General features: G+C 36.5%; 16 protein-coding genes. 7 read left to right on the top strand and 9 right to left on the bottom strand.

Going from position 1 to position 15,366, the window contains the following annotated elements; all coding sequences use genetic code 11:
- A partial coding sequence (locus tag QXL17_04095) for a hypothetical protein (GenBank protein ID MEM4258317.1) occupies positions 1-638 on the top strand: 638 nt, incomplete at its 5' end.
- Positions 639-645: 7 nt separating this feature from the next.
- Here QXL17_04095 and tcmP read toward each other — a convergent pair.
- Both tcmP and QXL17_04085 read right to left on the bottom strand, forming a co-directional pair.
- Entirely contained in the window at positions 646-1,545 is a 900-nt protein-coding gene (gene tcmP, locus QXL17_04090; GenBank protein MEM4258316.1) for a three-Cys-motif partner protein TcmP, read from the bottom strand.
- A gap of 17 nt (positions 1,546-1,562) precedes the next feature.
- Positions 1,563-1,760: a hypothetical protein gene (locus QXL17_04085; protein MEM4258315.1), complete on the bottom strand. Its 198-nt coding sequence runs from the start codon at positions 1,758-1,760 to the stop codon at positions 1,563-1,565.
- A 143-nt stretch (positions 1,761-1,903) separates the two neighbouring features.
- Between QXL17_04085 and QXL17_04080 the strand changes: the two genes are divergently transcribed.
- The 6 genes from QXL17_04080 (at position 1,904) to QXL17_04055 (ending at position 7,401) form a co-directional block, all read left to right on the top strand.
- Positions 1,904-3,475 (top strand): transposase, encoded by a 1,572-nt coding sequence (locus tag QXL17_04080; GenBank protein ID MEM4258314.1) that lies wholly within the window; start codon positions 1,904-1,906, stop codon positions 3,473-3,475.
- A gap of 277 nt (positions 3,476-3,752) precedes the next feature.
- Positions 3,753-3,929, top strand: coding sequence for a DNA-directed RNA polymerase subunit K (locus QXL17_04075; GenBank protein MEM4258313.1), 177 nt, complete (start codon positions 3,753-3,755; stop codon positions 3,927-3,929).
- A gap of 24 nt (positions 3,930-3,953) precedes the next feature.
- Positions 3,954-4,580 carry a 30S ribosomal protein S2 gene (gene rpsB / locus QXL17_04070; GenBank protein ID MEM4258312.1) on the top strand — a complete coding sequence of 209 codons (627 nt, stop codon included), beginning with the start codon at positions 3,954-3,956 and terminating at the stop codon, positions 4,578-4,580.
- A 50-nt stretch (positions 4,581-4,630) separates the two neighbouring features.
- Entirely contained in the window at positions 4,631-5,797 is a 1,167-nt protein-coding gene (locus tag QXL17_04065; protein ID MEM4258311.1) for a TraB/GumN family protein, read from the top strand.
- Positions 5,798-5,892: 95 nt separating this feature from the next.
- Entirely contained in the window at positions 5,893-6,567 is a 675-nt protein-coding gene (locus QXL17_04060) for a hypothetical protein (GenBank protein MEM4258310.1), read from the top strand.
- A gap of 54 nt (positions 6,568-6,621) precedes the next feature.
- Positions 6,622-7,401, top strand: coding sequence for a hypothetical protein (locus tag QXL17_04055; protein ID MEM4258309.1), 780 nt, complete (start codon positions 6,622-6,624; stop codon positions 7,399-7,401).
- Here the strand turns inward: QXL17_04055 and truD are convergent, their stop codons facing one another.
- From truD to QXL17_04020, 7 genes are all read right to left on the bottom strand, one after another.
- A complete protein-coding gene (truD, locus tag QXL17_04050; protein MEM4258308.1) occupies positions 7,402-8,568 on the bottom strand; it encodes a tRNA pseudouridine(13) synthase TruD in 1,167 nt (388 codons plus the stop codon).
- Positions 8,569-8,591: 23 nt separating this feature from the next.
- Positions 8,592-9,326 (bottom strand): winged helix-turn-helix transcriptional regulator, encoded by a 735-nt coding sequence (locus tag QXL17_04045; protein ID MEM4258307.1) that lies wholly within the window; start codon positions 9,324-9,326, stop codon positions 8,592-8,594.
- 273 nt (positions 9,327-9,599) lie between these two features.
- Positions 9,600-12,152 carry a PQQ-binding-like beta-propeller repeat protein gene (locus tag QXL17_04040; protein MEM4258306.1) on the bottom strand — a complete coding sequence of 851 codons (2,553 nt, stop codon included), beginning with the start codon at positions 12,150-12,152 and terminating at the stop codon, positions 9,600-9,602.
- A gap of 167 nt (positions 12,153-12,319) precedes the next feature.
- Complete coding sequence (locus QXL17_04035; GenBank protein ID MEM4258305.1) at positions 12,320-12,550, bottom strand: hypothetical protein; 231 nt, start codon at positions 12,548-12,550, stop codon at positions 12,320-12,322.
- 203 nt (positions 12,551-12,753) lie between these two features.
- On the bottom strand, positions 12,754-13,002 hold the full coding sequence (locus QXL17_04030; GenBank protein MEM4258304.1) for a hypothetical protein: 249 nt from the start codon (positions 13,000-13,002) through the stop codon (positions 12,754-12,756).
- Positions 13,003-13,121: 119 nt separating this feature from the next.
- The gene (locus tag QXL17_04025; protein MEM4258303.1) at positions 13,122-13,370 is read right to left on the bottom strand and encodes a hypothetical protein; all 249 of its coding nucleotides are present in this window, start codon (positions 13,368-13,370) and stop codon (positions 13,122-13,124) included.
- A gap of 270 nt (positions 13,371-13,640) precedes the next feature.
- The gene (locus tag QXL17_04020) at positions 13,641-15,347 is read right to left on the bottom strand and encodes a hypothetical protein (protein ID MEM4258302.1); all 1,707 of its coding nucleotides are present in this window, start codon (positions 15,345-15,347) and stop codon (positions 13,641-13,643) included.
- Between the last annotated feature and the right edge of the window lie 19 nt (positions 15,348-15,366).

The following is a 15,366-nucleotide window of genomic DNA, read 5'->3' as shown; positions in this document are numbered from 1 at the left end:
TGAATAGCGGTGAGCTTTCAGATTCATTACTCTTTGAAAATGATGGAGCACCTTTAACAAAATTAATTATTCCAAGGATTATGAAACAAGATAGACATAAGCTTCTCATTCTTACTAAATCAACAGATATAGATAATCTTCTTAGATTGAATGCTCAACAGCATGTAATTACTAGTTTTAGTCTAAATTCTTTTGAGGTAGCGGATAGATGGGAGAAAGCACCGAAAGTATTAGATAGAATCAAAGCAGCTAAAAAACTCTATAATGCAGGTTATCAGGTTAGAGTTAGAATAGACCCAATGGTTCCGATACATAATTGGCAAAAAAGTTACATTTCTTTAGTTGAAACTATTTTTAATAACTTTGAACCAGAAAGGATCACGTTAGGATCACTTCGAGGTTTACAATCCACTATCAACAACTCTCTTGATACTTCATGGACAAAATATCTTACTGAAACAAGTAACTGGGGCAAGAAAATCAGCACTGAACATCGTATAGCAATGTACTCAAATATCATCGATTATCTACAAAACAGGTTTAATTACAAAAATATAGCACTTTGTAAAGAGACAATAGATATATGGAATCAACTATGGTTAGACTATAGAAAAATAAAATGCAACTGTATTCTCTAATCAGTAATCAGTTATTCCATTTGTCAAGAGAGGTTAAATGTTTTCTCTTTGCTTCTGCGATAAGCTTCAATGCAAATCCTTCTCTACGAAACTCTTTTAGCGTCTTTTTTACCCAATCCTCAAATGTTCTTTGAATTGTTTTTGCTAAAGGATGTGTAGCAGTAAAAATAAGATAATAAATGGGGGCATTTGCTTCTAATGTTCTTATTTCAATAGGGATTATTCCATCTTCAGGATAATATCGTTTTAACTGTTTTTTAAATACATTCAATATGGTTTCTGGTTGCGATGCATTCTCTTTCTCTGCTTTTTCCAACTCTTGTATCAATTCATCTGTACCTAGAAAATCAGTAATGAGTTGGGGATTTTGAGTTTTACTTTTTATGATTGTAAAAGTAGGTAGGTTAATTATCAGTTCAGGTCGTCTAATAAAAGATTCCCCACGATAAATATCTTCTTTACAATGTTCAGCAATAGTTTTGATAGTTGAGAATTTTAACTCACTATGATTATATGGATCTAATAAAAAGATTGAATGTGCATCGAGTGGTATATATTTTTTTAAGATATATTTGTGAATTACGTTAGCATCCTCTGTTAATATCTCTTTTATGACGCTTTGATATTGTTTAGTATTTTCTTTTAGTTTTTCAATAAGCGTTTTATCTCTTTCATTTAAAATGCAATAAGCTCTTTCTCCAGCTGTTGATACCCATTTTGCTATTATTTGTGCAGATCCTTCCCACATTTCGTCTCCATCGGGCCAATATGCAACTCCATCATTTGCGTATAAATCAACAACTACAAAATCATGGCTTCTCTGGCTTTTCACCCTGCTTGTACAAATTTTAAGATAATTACCAAGTAAACGATGCTTCATTTGAGTGTGTTTTTCAACTTCACCCATATCTATCTTTGTTATTTCTATTGTTTTTTACTTCTTGTTTCCCAAGCTTTTTTCGCTGCATCACTCCGCTTTTGTCGTTCTGATTCAATCCACATCTTTACAGCCTCTTCTATAGCCAGTGTAATATTACCTTTTTTCATCCCTTTGCTTTTAAAGACCTCACTACGAAATTCCTCTTCAAGGTCATCTGGAAGAATTATTTTGATCGCTCCCATGGTTATCAACAATTAATCGAAATAGAGGTTTATATACTTTTACCCTTAAGGGTAAAATTTATATATCCATAAGATATATAGGTGTATAAGGGTATAAGTGCCGAAAGGGAGCTTGTATCTCCCTTTAGGCTGGAGACAATCGAATGCGGCCAGGCAATCGAACTATCTCCAGAGAAAACATAGAGCTGGAGATTTATAAAACCTTCGAGAAGTTCAAAGACAAAAAGAATATCAAGATAGCTGACTTCATAAAAGCATTCAATGTAACTTTGTTCCAAGTTCGCAAATATCGAAAGATCAAATTCTCCTACGAATCAATCTTGAAACTTGTTTTATTCCAGAAACTCAAAGGCATAAAATTCCATACCAAACTAACAAAATATCTCAACAGAAATCCTTCTGAAAAATTCAAACTGGGCTTTAGTAAGACACCAGACCGAACACAGATAGGCTATTTTGTTAACCACATCTTAGATGATGAAACAAAAGAACTCATTGATTTCACAGCAAAAAAGATAGAAGAGATTTCGGAAAAATTTGGTATTCTCCTTGATGTTAAAACCTTCACACCAGAGAAACAAATAAAGGAGACAAAAGAACGAAATCAAAGACTCAAAAAGAACGACAAAACCAAAGAAATCTGTAGGTTGTTCAAGAAACGGTTTGCACCATTCATCAATCTGAATTTGAAAAACAACACTTTATACAAGAAGAATCAATTCTTGGATCTCCTTATTCATATGGGGATGACTCGTGATTTCGCTGAGAACGGAAGTAAAACATACAAGGAACTACGAGGAGAGGATAACCCTGATGCAGACACATTATTATATCATCTAAAGCAATACTCTGACAAGGATAAAATTCATCAAATGTTCATTACATTATTCGAAATTGTCTGGGAGATGGCACGAAAAATAAACCTCTTCGACATCAGAAAACACGATGATGTTGCTATTGATTTCACGGAATGGTACTTCTACGGCGACCGTGGTACACCGATGGTTGTCGGTAAAGAACCTGATCGTGGAACATCAAAATGCTACAAGTTCGCCACTATAAATATCGTAGAAGCAGGAAGACGCTTCACCCTTCTTGCGTTACCTATAGGACCATTTGATACCAAAGATGCCACTCTTAGAAAACTATTGAATTATGCATTGGAACGCATCAAGATACGAAGAGTATATGTTGACCGTGGATTCTGCGATTCTAACGCAATCAAAGTACTCGATAGTTTCAATCTAAAATATCTGATGCCTTGTACCCAATATTCAACGGTCAAGGATACATTGAGAGTCACTACTGCACCTTCGATAATAACGGGTTTTGAAATGAAAGATGTTACTTTTAACTTGGTTATTGTAGAAGAGGAACTAGAGAATGGTGTTAAGGAGAAGCGAGGGTTTGCCACCAATGAAGAATACAATGAGAACGATGTCAACTTATCTGAAAGACTGTCTGCTCTCTATGGAAAAAGATGGGGAATAGAAACAAGCTACAGAGTAAAGAAACACTCCTATCTCCCAAAAACAACATCAAAGAACTATTTGATACGATTATTTTACTTCATGTTCTCTGTGTTACTCTACAATTTGTGGATTCTGGCAGATATCCTTATCTGGCTTGCCTTATTTGGTGTAGTAAAAGAGTATCATCTACTTACATCAAAATACTTTGGTACTGTGTTGTATACTATTGATCCAGGGGGATGATATAACTTATTTCCTGACTTATTTTTACGTTTTTATTAGTTTAGAATAGTTTTCTATCTGGTATTTTTTGGTATCACATCCATATTTTAAACCTGTAGTTCTAGTATAATGCCATATAAATCAACTAGAAATGTGGTCTTTCATGTTGTTTTAACGTGTTTGGATGCCTGCTATACTTTACTTTCGGAGGTACTGACTTAGGGGTAACCTTTTTAAATGTTTCGTATATTTGGTGCTTCTACGATTTCAATATCTAAAAAAGTATCGGAGGAATACCATGGAGTACACCCGCTATGAAAAAGCACGGATCATTGGTGCTCGAGCATTACAAATTTCCATGGGTGCTCCATCAACACTGACAAAACTTCCTAAGGACATGATTGACCCCGTTCGTATTGCAATGCTTGAATTTGAAGAAGGAGCGATCCCAATTACAGTTCGACGTAAGAAATAATAAAACAAAAGGATTTGATTACCTATGGATGAACAACAACCTCATCAGGATAACAACGGAGCTATGCTTGTATCTGAAGAGACGTATATGACGTCCGGTGTCCATATTGGTACACGACAAAAAACAGCTGATATTCTTGAGTTTATCTATAAAGTACGAAATGATGGTTTGTACATTATCGATGTGAAAAAAACCGATGAACGGATTCGCAGTGCGGCGAAGCTTTTAGCAAAATATGATCCTGCACGTATTTTAGCAGTGTCAGTCCGACAATATGGTCATAAACCGGTTCGAAAGCTTGGTGAGTTGACCGGGATTCGTGTGGTTGATGGTCGATTTAATCCTGGGACGTTAACCAATCCAAATTCAAAAGAGTTTTTTGAGCCAGAAATTATCCTTCTTACCGACCCGTTAACCGATATACAAGCTCTGCACGAGGCGAAAAATATTGGAATCCCAGTTCTTGCTCTCTGCGATACAAATAATGAAACTAAGTATATCGACGTCGTGATTCCAACCAATAATAAAGGCCGTCGGGCGCTTGCATTAATTTACTGGTTGCTTACCCGTGAAATCCTGAAAAATCAGGGAAAAATCAAATCTGATGAAGAATTCACTGCAACAGTTGAAGATTTCGAAGCAGAAATTTAAATAAGTTTTTCAACCTGTTTTTGTTGTCTCTTTTTACAAAGTGGTTTGCCGTGGAAATAATCGTTCGTGATGCAATTATTCTTATTGGAACTGCGCATATCTCAAAAGAAAGCGTTGCAGAAGTTCAAGCAGCGATTGAAAAGTATAAACCCTCGGTGGTTGCCGTTGAACTCTGCCAAAGTCGTTTTAAAGCATTAACTGAGAAGGACACATGGGAAAACACGCCGGTAACACATCTACTTAAAGGAAATAAAGCATATGTTGTGTTGGCGCAGACGTTTCTTGCTTCAATTCAGCGCCGTCTCGGAAGAGAAACTGGTGTTGAACCTGGTTCTGAAATGATTGCAGCTATTGACGAAGCAAAAAAACAGGGTATTGAAATAGCATTGGTTGACCGAGATATTACAATAACTCTGAAACGATCTTGGCGGAAAATGGGGTTTTTTGAAAAATGTCGATTAGCATGGGAGCTGCTAAAAGCAGTCGTTGGCTATACTGAAGAAGATCTTAACGATGTTGATCTGCAACAACTCATGCATGAAGATGTCATTTCAACGATGCTGAAAGAATTTGGTGAACTTGCACCAAGTGTTTCAAAAGTTCTTATTGACGAACGAGATCAATATATTGCGCAGAAAATCCACGAAGCAAGTAAAAAAGGACGTGTTGTCGCAGTAGTTGGTGCTGGTCACCTACAAGGTATTAAACAGTATCTTGAACAAGCAAGTACTGTGGATGTGAAAGAACTTGAACAGATTCCGAAAAAAAAAATAAATCTTGGCAAAGCTTTTGCTGTTGCCATCCCAGTGCTTTTTGCCTCTGTGATTATCTGGCTTCTTATGTCCCGTGGTGAAGCTGCTTGGGCTGACATCGGGAAGATTTTTCTGTGGTGGTTTTTGATTCATGGAGTATTATCAGCAGGTGGCGTCCTCCTTGCTCGCGGGCATCCTTTATCTGCAGGTGTTGCTTTTCTTGCGGCACCATTTACTTCGCTTGAACCTTTTTTTGCCCCTGGTTGGTTTGCGGGTTTGGTTGAAGCAAAACTCAGACCACCGGTAATTAAAGATTTTCAGAATCTAAGCAAAATTGAATCGATGAAAGATTTTTTTAACAATAAAGTAATTCGATTGCTGATGGTTGTTGCTCTTTCAAATCTCGGAAGTATGATTGGAACGATTGTTGCTTTGCCATGGATTCTGAGTCTTGGACTTCAATAAAAAAAATGTAAAGATTTGGTTGATGCTGAGAGGGATGACGTATCATAGAACAAAAGAAATACACCGGGTTCTCTGCTTTATCGCCTCGTGAGTATATGTATATTCCAACTGGAGAGCTTGATACAGGAAAACCAGGATCGTTTAGCAGAACAGAACTTCTCCATCTGGCGATTGCAATTGTTGTTTTAACCTGTGCGTTTTCATTTGTTTTTTCAGGAAACAGTCTGCTGTTTGGGTTTCAACATCTTGAGAATATGCCGGTTGCACTGCTCGTAGCATTTTTCAGTATCTTAAGCGCATTTTTTTTCCATGAATTGGCGCATAAATTTATGGCGCAGAAATATGGCATGTGGTCTGAGTTTCGTATGTATCCCTTAGGTCTGCTATTGTCAGTGGTAACTGCAGTATGTACTGGTTTTACATTTGCTGCACCTGGTGCTGTGATGTTTCGTGGTGGTACTCGATCATTTGAAACAGGGAGAATTGCTGCATTTGGTCCCCTTGCAAATATTTTGACAGCAGCGATCACCTTCATTTTATCATATCAGCTGTTTGAAGTGACCATTGATTCAATTAATCTGGGGTTTGTTATGATTTTCATTTCGATGATCAATGCGGTTCTTGCTGTATTTAACCTGTTGCCTTTTGGCCCTCTTGATGGGGAAAAAGTGATCCGATGGAATGGAGTAGTATGGTCAATATTACTCATCAGCGCGATTCTGTTATTTACCGGCAACTATATCAGAGGAGTCCCATTGATCGGACAATAACAAAAAGGAATACGTTCGAAATCTATTTAATCTTCTTTGAAGATTGTTTTTTGAATGAAAACACTCGGAGTATATACAAAGGATTTTTCATTGTATCACGATATTATCTCTTTGTTAAAAAGAAGAAAACTTGCGTATGTTGTTCTTTCGATACCCGTTGATGTTCCTGATCGGATTAAGGTGATTTTAACCTCTGAACGTGAACGAAAAGGAATCTCTGCTGAGAAGGTTGTTGCTGTTGATAGTTTTGATTCAGTTGACCATGCAATCGATGTTGCATTACAGATGCTAACTGGCAAGGAGTTGTATACGCATCTCTTTATTGGTATTGATCCTGGAGAACGACCTGGTGTTGCTGTTGTTGGCGATGGGATTCTACTGCAGAAGTTACAAGTGGAGTATCCTGAAAAGGTATCAGAGGTGATGCGTTGGCTTTTGAAGATCTATCCTTCGAAAGAAACCTGTATTCGGATTGGCCATGGGTCAATTCTTATTCGAAATCGAATTATCAATTCGTTAATACATTTTGAAATACCGATCGAAATTGTTGATGAGACAAAAACAACATCGTCTGTACAAAAAGCACGGTGTGAACGTGATGGTGAAGCAGCTGCAGCGATCGCTCTTTTATCAGGGGGCCGGGTGCAACAAAAGCTTCCCTTGGAATTATCAAAAGGTTCTGTTAAAAATGTACAGCGAAAAAGCAGGCAGCTTTCCGATGGTCGTTTCACGATCTCTGAGAAACGAGCAGTACAGGTTTTAAAAGGAGAAATAAGCCTTGCTGAAGCAGTTGAACAGGAAGAAAAAAAACATCGGCGAAAACGCCGTTGTTGACTAGTGCCCAAAGATTTTCTTTGTAACAATTGTTGCATAGCTTCCTTTGGGAAGTGAAAAGGAAAGTTGTATCTTATATCGTGGTTGCTGTGATGATGTGTTGAGCTCATCGATACTTGGTTCTGAGAGGAAAAAATCAGCAGGATACACAATAACTGGTCGTGCTCGTGGTTTAAAAAAATTCCCTGTTTTTTGATAGATGTCGAAATGTTGTAATGTAAGGCTTTGGCGAGCGAGAATCGTTTGAACAATCGGCTGTTCATGGTCTAAAAACGATGCCGTGTTACTGATTGTTTGAAAGGTTTCTGGTAGATTTTCTTTTTCTTGTTTGGTAAGCATAGTATAAAAAAGCAAAGATCCCAGTGGGTATTCAACTGAGAATAGTTGTTGCTTGTTGACGTGTTTTTTTAACAGTTCTTTAATACATTCATTCCAGAGATAGCTTTGATACGCATTGACGTAAAGTTCTCGGAGGTGTGCTGGTATTTTCTTATATGCTTTCTCCCAGGATCGTGTCTGTTGATACTCATGAATCACAACCGCGAATTGTTTCTCTCGGATAGTAAGATTCTCAAGCGTCTTCCAATGATCAAGGATGGTTCGTTTGATGTTTTTGATTCTTTTTGACTCTGATTTAAGATATTCTGTGAGATACATTTTGACTGCATGCTCAAAGTTATTGTTGATGACCTGCCGTATGATGAAATCCTGATGAAGAACACTCCCGAATCGCTGTGAATCAAAATAGTTAGGTATACCATCAACAGAAATGGATTGTGCGCGTTGCAGGATTTTGTGTATTTCTTTTGAACGGATATCTCGAACCGTTATCGTAAAATGATTTCCGGTTAAATCTCCGATTTTGATTTTTGTATCAGAATACCCGAGAAACGTTAGATGTATCTGTGGAATTTTTGAAAAATCAACTGTATCCTGCGTAGGAATCGAGATATATTGTCTGGTGAGTGCATGTTTATCTTTCAGTCCTGCATAACCAATGTCAAACAGCGGGATGTTGAGTTGGTTTGAAAGATATTTGAGTGCTGAAAAAGTATCAAGTTCTTGTTTTTCTAAGAGGTAAATCGAATATTTTTTTTCAGTATCTGATATCTGGATATTGGATAATTCTTGGACGATGAAATCAGTAGGTTGCTGTTTGAGTTTCATAAACCACTACATCAACCTCAGAGTTAAATATCATACGATAGATCATCCCATGTATCTGAAAAAGTTTCAATCATTTTATTAAGATTATATTTGGTAAGAAAGGCAACAATAGCGGTCTTATTTTTTAAAAAATATCCTTTTTCAGTGCCAAAGGTTTGCACATCAATAATGCCTTCTTTTAACAGCTTATTAATATGATAGGTTAATGTTGACGGTGCTAAATCAAAATGTTGCAAAATATCTTTGTGTTGCAAGGTTTTATGCTTCAAAAGAAGGAGGATGATCTTTAGCGGGATTTCTTGTCGAAGTAATCCTAATAATATTCGATCTTCTGATCGAATCGTCGCATCTTTGACATAATATCGTTTAAACCCTGTATCTTTCTGACCTTGGATCAAACCATTTTTTTCTAAGAGAAAAAGATGATATTCTGCTAATGATATCCGCATGTTGAGCATTTCTGCAATCGTTGTAAGGTTTAAACCCGGCTGTTCGGCAACGAGCATGTAGATTTTTTTCCGGATATCATTCATTTTTTGAGCATGAGGTTTCTCATGTTGGCCATTGACATAATATCGTTTAAACCCTGCATCCTCAAAAGCCAGCAACAACCCATCGTTTATCATTTCTTCAATAATGATTTTTAACAATGAGATATTGATGCCGATCGTCTCTGCTATTTTACTGATATGTAATCCTGGATGCTCTTGAAGACATACGTAGATTTTTTGTTTATGGTATTCAAGCTGTTTCGACATAGCGTTGTCTCTTTAGGGTTGATATGAAGAGAAAAGCAAGAATTAGGACATCAAAAAACCCAAAAAGTGGGTCTAAGATAATTTCTTGAAACGTGAGATACATCAGGGATAAACTTAAGATGATGCCTTTGAAAAAGAAGAATATGAATGCTATGGTTAAAAAAAGGAGGTTTCTGTTGTTCTTTTTTTTATAACTGAGTAAAGATATAATGAGAAGCCCGGCTGATAATATGGTTATACAAGCATTGACAAAAATACTGATCAGTTGCATATTTATCTCCTTTTCTTCAAATATGTCGTGTACAATGAACTCAGAACCGCAGGACAGATAAGAACGAATCCAATGAGTACCGAAAACAGGATGTATAAAACGACTATTGTAATTCCTGTCAGAAGATTTGTAGCAATCGTAATCGTATGTTCACTAAAAGTATCAACATGAATAACAACATAGTTTCCCTCATCCGTAGTTAGAATGAGGTATTTTACTCCCTGTGTTTGTTCAGGATGTAAAAACTCATCGATCGACATTTTTTCAAGAATGTGATCGTCAAAATGAACGATTAAATCATGAGGATGTGTTGTGATATTCTTTCCGATAAAAACAAGGAAAAATGTTTTCGATGAATTCTCATCCCCAGCTACAGTAAAAGACAGTAGTTTATCAGTTTCCTGAGGTTTGACCTGAAATTCATCAAGATAGTATTCAATGAAAGGGGATGTTTTTTCCTCTGTTGAAAAAAGTAATATCTTTGCTGCAACATATCCTTCATTAATGGCAGTTTGTACAACTTTTTCTACCAAGGCCTTAGTATCATCTGTACTCGTTGACGGTAGCTCTGGACTTATTATCCGTTGCAGATTAAAATTAAGATCAATTGCAACATTTTCAACAATTTCAATCTGTGGATAAGATGTTGATAGATACTGTGATTTGATCGCGGTAACGGTGTAAATTCCAGGAGGAACTGCTCGATAATATACACCTTCGGAATCCGTTGTGGTCGTCCACCTTTGATATTCGTTGGTGATTTGTATTGAAACATTAGATACTACCATAGTTCCATCGGTAACAACACCGTAAATCCATCCTTGTCGTTGTTTCTCTTTTAAAACTTTTACCATCTTCGAACTTGCGGTATATTCCGGATGAGATACAGATATCAGAAAATCTGTTACTTTTGAGACCAGGGGTGCAGTAAATGTTGCTTTTCCAAATGTATCTGTTGGAAGTATCTGGTTGTTGAATTCAACCGATGCTGCTTGTACTGGTATCGCATCTGCCGTGACAATCACGGTGAATTCTCCTCCCGCAATAATCGATGAAGGACATGAGATAGATAGTTTTGGTTTTTGAGTTTGAATATGAATCAAAATAGGATCTGACCAGCTGCTTTCATGTTGGGGTGGTTTATCGCGTGCACGGATTCGAACAGCATAGGTTCCCTGTTGTACCCATCGATGTGATGCTGAGGTATCAGTACCCCAGAAACTATAGGATCCATCACCCCAGTCGAATTGATATTCAACCGTATCACCATCAGGATCCATAACTGAAGAAATAGTAAAAGAGATATCGGTATTTACTGAACCTGTGGCTGGTCCGTTTGGTTGATTTGGTGTTGATGGTGCATTATTTAATCTGCCATAACAGTAGAAGATTGTACGGGAGCTGTATTGTGGTGTTGCTGCGAAAAAAACTGAACCGTCAACAATTGCTGGAGATGTATACACTGTTCCTTTTTCTACGCTCCAGGCAATTGAACCGTTGTTGATGTAAAGACAGTAAAATTTTAACCCAACACTGTCTCCAACATAGACAAAATCATTGGTTATTGCAGGTGAAGAATACGCTGGAGCACCCATGGTTCCAAGCGATGTTTTCCAGATAAGCTTTCCCGTTCCGTTGCTCAGCCCGTTTGCATCTAAGCAATACACACTGTCAAAACCATAGACGAACACTTTGTCATTAAAAAAAGCTGGAGACGATCGCATCCTGAAATCACCATATCGATATTTCCATAGGAGTGTTGTTCCGCCGGTTCCATCACCCTGTGCATCAACACAATAAATGTGATTATCATAGCACCCAAAAAAGACTTTACCACTGGCAATAGTTGGAGTGGTACGAATGGAATGTCCTGCGGTATATATCCAAATAGTATTGGTTGTTCCATCTCCGTTTCCTATTGCATCTAGGCAATACATATTTTTATCATTTGAACCTATGTATACTCGGTTATTGACAACAGCAGGAGAGGAATAAATTACTCCTTGTGTTTGAAAACTCCAGATACATCTCCCATCAAATGCATCTAAACAATATATCTGCATATCACAAGAACCGATATAGACTCGATTGCCGGCAACGACAGGTGACGAGACATCGATCATATCCTGTGTTTTATACGACCAAATCAAAGAACCAGTTGCTGCGTCAAGACAATATACTACGCCGTCGGTTGAGCCGAAATAGACTTTATTTGAAACAACAGCAGGAGATGATTTTATTGCTCCAGCTGTAGTATAGGTCCAAATGATCTGGCCATTGCGTGCAGCGAGGCAGTAGAGTTTTCCATCAGATGCCCCAAAATAAACATAACCATCAACTACTGCTGGTGATGAAAGAATTTGACTTGCATTGATTTCGGTGCTCCATTTAAGTATGTTATTCGGTGATGAAGACGTAGTGTAACCCTGATGAGCTGCATCATGATGATACATTGGCCATTGTACATCAGTTTCGTTATCAGCTGATATCGTATTTAGAAAAATACTTTGCGCTAAGACTAGTACTAATAACAGTATTGTTCTTTTTTTTTGCATCCTCATCATCCCCTCTTTCACAGAGTTGGAATACATCTAATAATTCTTTTATTATTTTTTACAATAGTTTGTAATTAAGGTTTGATTGTTAACATCCCAGTACTGTTTAGGATTCTCTTTGGTGTATAAATAATTTATCTCTAGCTGTTGGAAAATCAATTAATTGTTTATGTTAATATTAGTCTGATGCCAATGAACTGATGTGTGTAACGGTCATAGATTGCATAACCAACTTGGTATGCTGACATATTACTATCATATGGTACAATACCTTCTTTGATAACAACATTATCAATATTATTTTTATAGATAATGAGAGTTGCATAGCCTGACTGCTCTGAAAAACCAGTTGGTTGAATTAAGAGTACAATGAAACAAATAAGTATACAACTGCCCAATATTCGATTTAAATTTTTCTTGTTTTTTTTCATATGCTCATATCCTAATCAATGAAACTGAAGAAGGGATCACGCCCTTATACCCAGGATAAATGAATAAAAGATTTACCAATTGTGTGTAAATACTTCCCACTGCGCCATCGGTGTGTAAGATGCATGAGATTTCGATGTTTCGTTTGCATTAAATTTATTCAGGACAATAATTAATGGTCAACCTCGATAACCATTAAAACCCAACGATATGTATACCAATAGCCATTCGGCATGAGAATGTAATTGCCCTGATCCCAATAATACCCCCATGGATGATGAGGTGCTTTTACAGTGGTATTAACATCCCAGACTCGAACCCATACTAGACCGCCAGTTGGCCCTGTTCCGTACGGTTGTATCGGGCCTGGTGGCAGCTGTGCTGCAGTGATAAACGTTGTTTCTCTTATGAGCAGTGTCATGCTCAATACAACCCCTACTATACATAATATGGTTTTTATTGTAGTATTCCATTTCATATTTTTTCCTCCTATTTTCATATATCCTTCTCTTCTTTTTTTTCAGTTGATCAAAGAAAATGTTAATTTAGTTTTGAATCGAATAAAAGGTAAAATCCTTGGATTGTGTCAAGAGAAAAATAATCAAAATGTTGGTTACTTACATCAGCAATTGTAGAATCGATATGATTATGATCTATATGATTATGATCTCCGTCACAACCAACAACAGTTGTATTTATAGGGATAAGATATGATGATAGAATCATTGTTTGAAACATTACACCAAAAAATACGAGCGTACATAATTTTTTATTTTGTTTTGTGTTCATGAGTTTTCCTCATACAAAATTAAGTTAATTCTACTTAATATATATATTTGAAAAAAATTCGAATATTTGGAAAAAATTCGAAAGAAAAAATTACATATAAATTAAATTATTCATAGGAGTGATATTTATTTTGAAAGAAATACTATTCCTTACGAATTATTGGATTAATAGATATTGACAACATTAAGTATTTTTCAAATCATAATTTAAAAAAACGATGAGTAACATAGGTTATTTTGTTTAAAATTTACAGAACTGAGCAAAAAAAAATTAATTTTGGAAAAGATTGACAAATAGATCGATATCAAGAAAATCTATTGTTCCATCTTGATTTGTATCAGCTGCAAGAAACATACCCATCGGATATTGTGAATAAAAACTATCTGGACCGTTTAATGCTGCTACAAAAGGATCAATATCAAAAAAATCTACTCGTTTATCGTTGTTAACATCACCTAAACGATAATTTGATCGCAAGTAAATATCCTTTAATTCATTGGTATCACCAGGAATAAAAGACCCTTTTGTGGTAAACACGATATCCATTCCATATCTTGAAACCGACGGTAAATCAGAAGAGAATAGACTTTGTACGCCGCTTGTGCTAACACTCATCAGATGTGTCGTTCCAAGTATACAATCATGTAAAAATACATCTGTTACATCATTGGTATCATTAGGAACAAGATTTGAAGCTGAGCTAGTAAAACAGACATATCGCCCATCTGCTGAAATTTGAGCTGAATACCCAATTGTTGTTGAGCTTGGTACACCGTGCTGTTGTTCACCATTTGAGTTAACACTGACTCTTACGATCTTTCTATCGTTTTGTTCATCAAATATTCCGTTATTATTTGCATCTCGGTCGAGAACAAAAACATCGTTACCATAGTCAAGGGTAGGCTGCCCATTGGTATCACCTGAAACAAGATTACTTGCACAACTTAAAAAACAGATAAATCTGCCATTTTCAGAGATCGTAGGATTGGTACATTGAGCATTGGCAAACTGCCCAGTTTGGTTAATATCTAGTCTTTGAATTTGGTTAGTAAGCCGGTTGTATAACAAAAGTTTATCTGATTGGGGAAAAACAATGTGCTTTTCATAAACAACATACTTACCATTTTTTGATATAGAAAAACTATCAGCATTTTCATAATCTGGAAGAGTCAATCGGATACGCCACCCAAATTGACCTTTAATTCGGCTTCGATTTTGTAAAATAAGTTGCTTTGATGTAAGATAATGAGAATAATTATCAGGCATCATATCTCTTGACGTAGAACCAAAAAGAACATACAGTCCATTATCTGAAATTGAAACTCCTGTTGCACCTTGATATCCTGGACAATTTTGGTAATAATCTTCGTCGATAAGTTGAAGATGGGTAAAACCAATTTCATCGAAACAACTATCGTTATCAACATCACGATCTACAACATACACATGGAAAGGGCCACCGGTTGCTTGCGAACCATAAAAATTTGTAGCCGCACTAATAAACGCAACATAACGACCATCACTAGAGATATCAATACCATTGATATTTCCAATAACTTCTGTACCGTATTCACTATATCCGCTATCAAGATTTCCTGGAACCCCTGCATCTGTTTTACTAATAAGGATTGTTGTTGTCTTGTTTGGACCGGGTTCATCAAAGATTCCATTGTTATCGTAATCTCTATCGCGAACATAGACATGATACGGCCACCGTTCATACCAATTAGATGAGGGATTTGGTGCAAGTACATTACTTGAAAATGCGATATAACGTCCATTTGCTGAAATCACTGATACTTTAGATCCTCCCATACTGTATATTCCTTGTGAACCATTTGCATTTACACTGATACGATCAGTATATGGGTATCTAGTAAAATCCATCGGAGAAAATAATAATTGTTCTTGTTGTTCTTTTTCACTATTAATGCTGATTGTACTTTGACTAGTTGTAACAGACAAAGATATTTGCAAAAAGAACAACCCAGCTAAC

This window comes from Candidatus Thermoplasmatota archaeon, from assembly GCA_038884455.1.
In the GTDB taxonomy this organism is placed as follows: Archaea; Thermoplasmatota; E2; order DHVEG-1; family DHVEG-1; genus JAWABU01.
Note: the sequence above shows the minus strand (reverse complement) of the source record. Positions and strands in the feature narration are given on the sequence as shown.

Excerpts from the sequence above, each read along its gene's own strand:
- QXL17_04030 (MEM4258304.1), bottom strand. The coding sequence starts at position 13,002 with ATGACACTGCTCATAAGAGAAACAACGTTTATCACTGCAGCACAGCTG.
- QXL17_04055 (MEM4258309.1), top strand. The coding sequence starts at position 6,622 with ATGAAAACACTCGGAGTATATACAAAGGATTTTTCATTGTATCACGAT.
- rpsB (MEM4258312.1), top strand. The coding sequence starts at position 3,954 with ATGGATGAACAACAACCTCATCAGGATAACAACGGAGCTATGCTTGTA.
- tcmP (MEM4258316.1), bottom strand. The coding sequence starts at position 1,545 with ATGGGTGAAGTTGAAAAACACACTCAAATGAAGCATCGTTTACTTGGT.
- truD (MEM4258308.1), bottom strand. The coding sequence starts at position 8,568 with ATGAAACTCAAACAGCAACCTACTGATTTCATCGTCCAAGAATTATCC.
- QXL17_04040 (MEM4258306.1), bottom strand. The coding sequence starts at position 12,152 with ATGCAAAAAAAAAGAACAATACTGTTATTAGTACTAGTCTTAGCGCAA.
- QXL17_04060 (MEM4258310.1), top strand. The coding sequence starts at position 5,893 with ATGTATATTCCAACTGGAGAGCTTGATACAGGAAAACCAGGATCGTTT.
- QXL17_04075 (MEM4258313.1), top strand. The coding sequence starts at position 3,753 with ATGGAGTACACCCGCTATGAAAAAGCACGGATCATTGGTGCTCGAGCA.
- QXL17_04085 (MEM4258315.1), bottom strand. The coding sequence starts at position 1,760 with ATGGGAGCGATCAAAATAATTCTTCCAGATGACCTTGAAGAGGAATTT.
- QXL17_04080 (MEM4258314.1), top strand. The coding sequence starts at position 1,904 with ATGCGGCCAGGCAATCGAACTATCTCCAGAGAAAACATAGAGCTGGAG.
- QXL17_04045 (MEM4258307.1), bottom strand. The coding sequence starts at position 9,326 with ATGTCGAAACAGCTTGAATACCATAAACAAAAAATCTACGTATGTCTT.
- QXL17_04025 (MEM4258303.1), bottom strand. The coding sequence starts at position 13,370 with ATGAACACAAAACAAAATAAAAAATTATGTACGCTCGTATTTTTTGGT.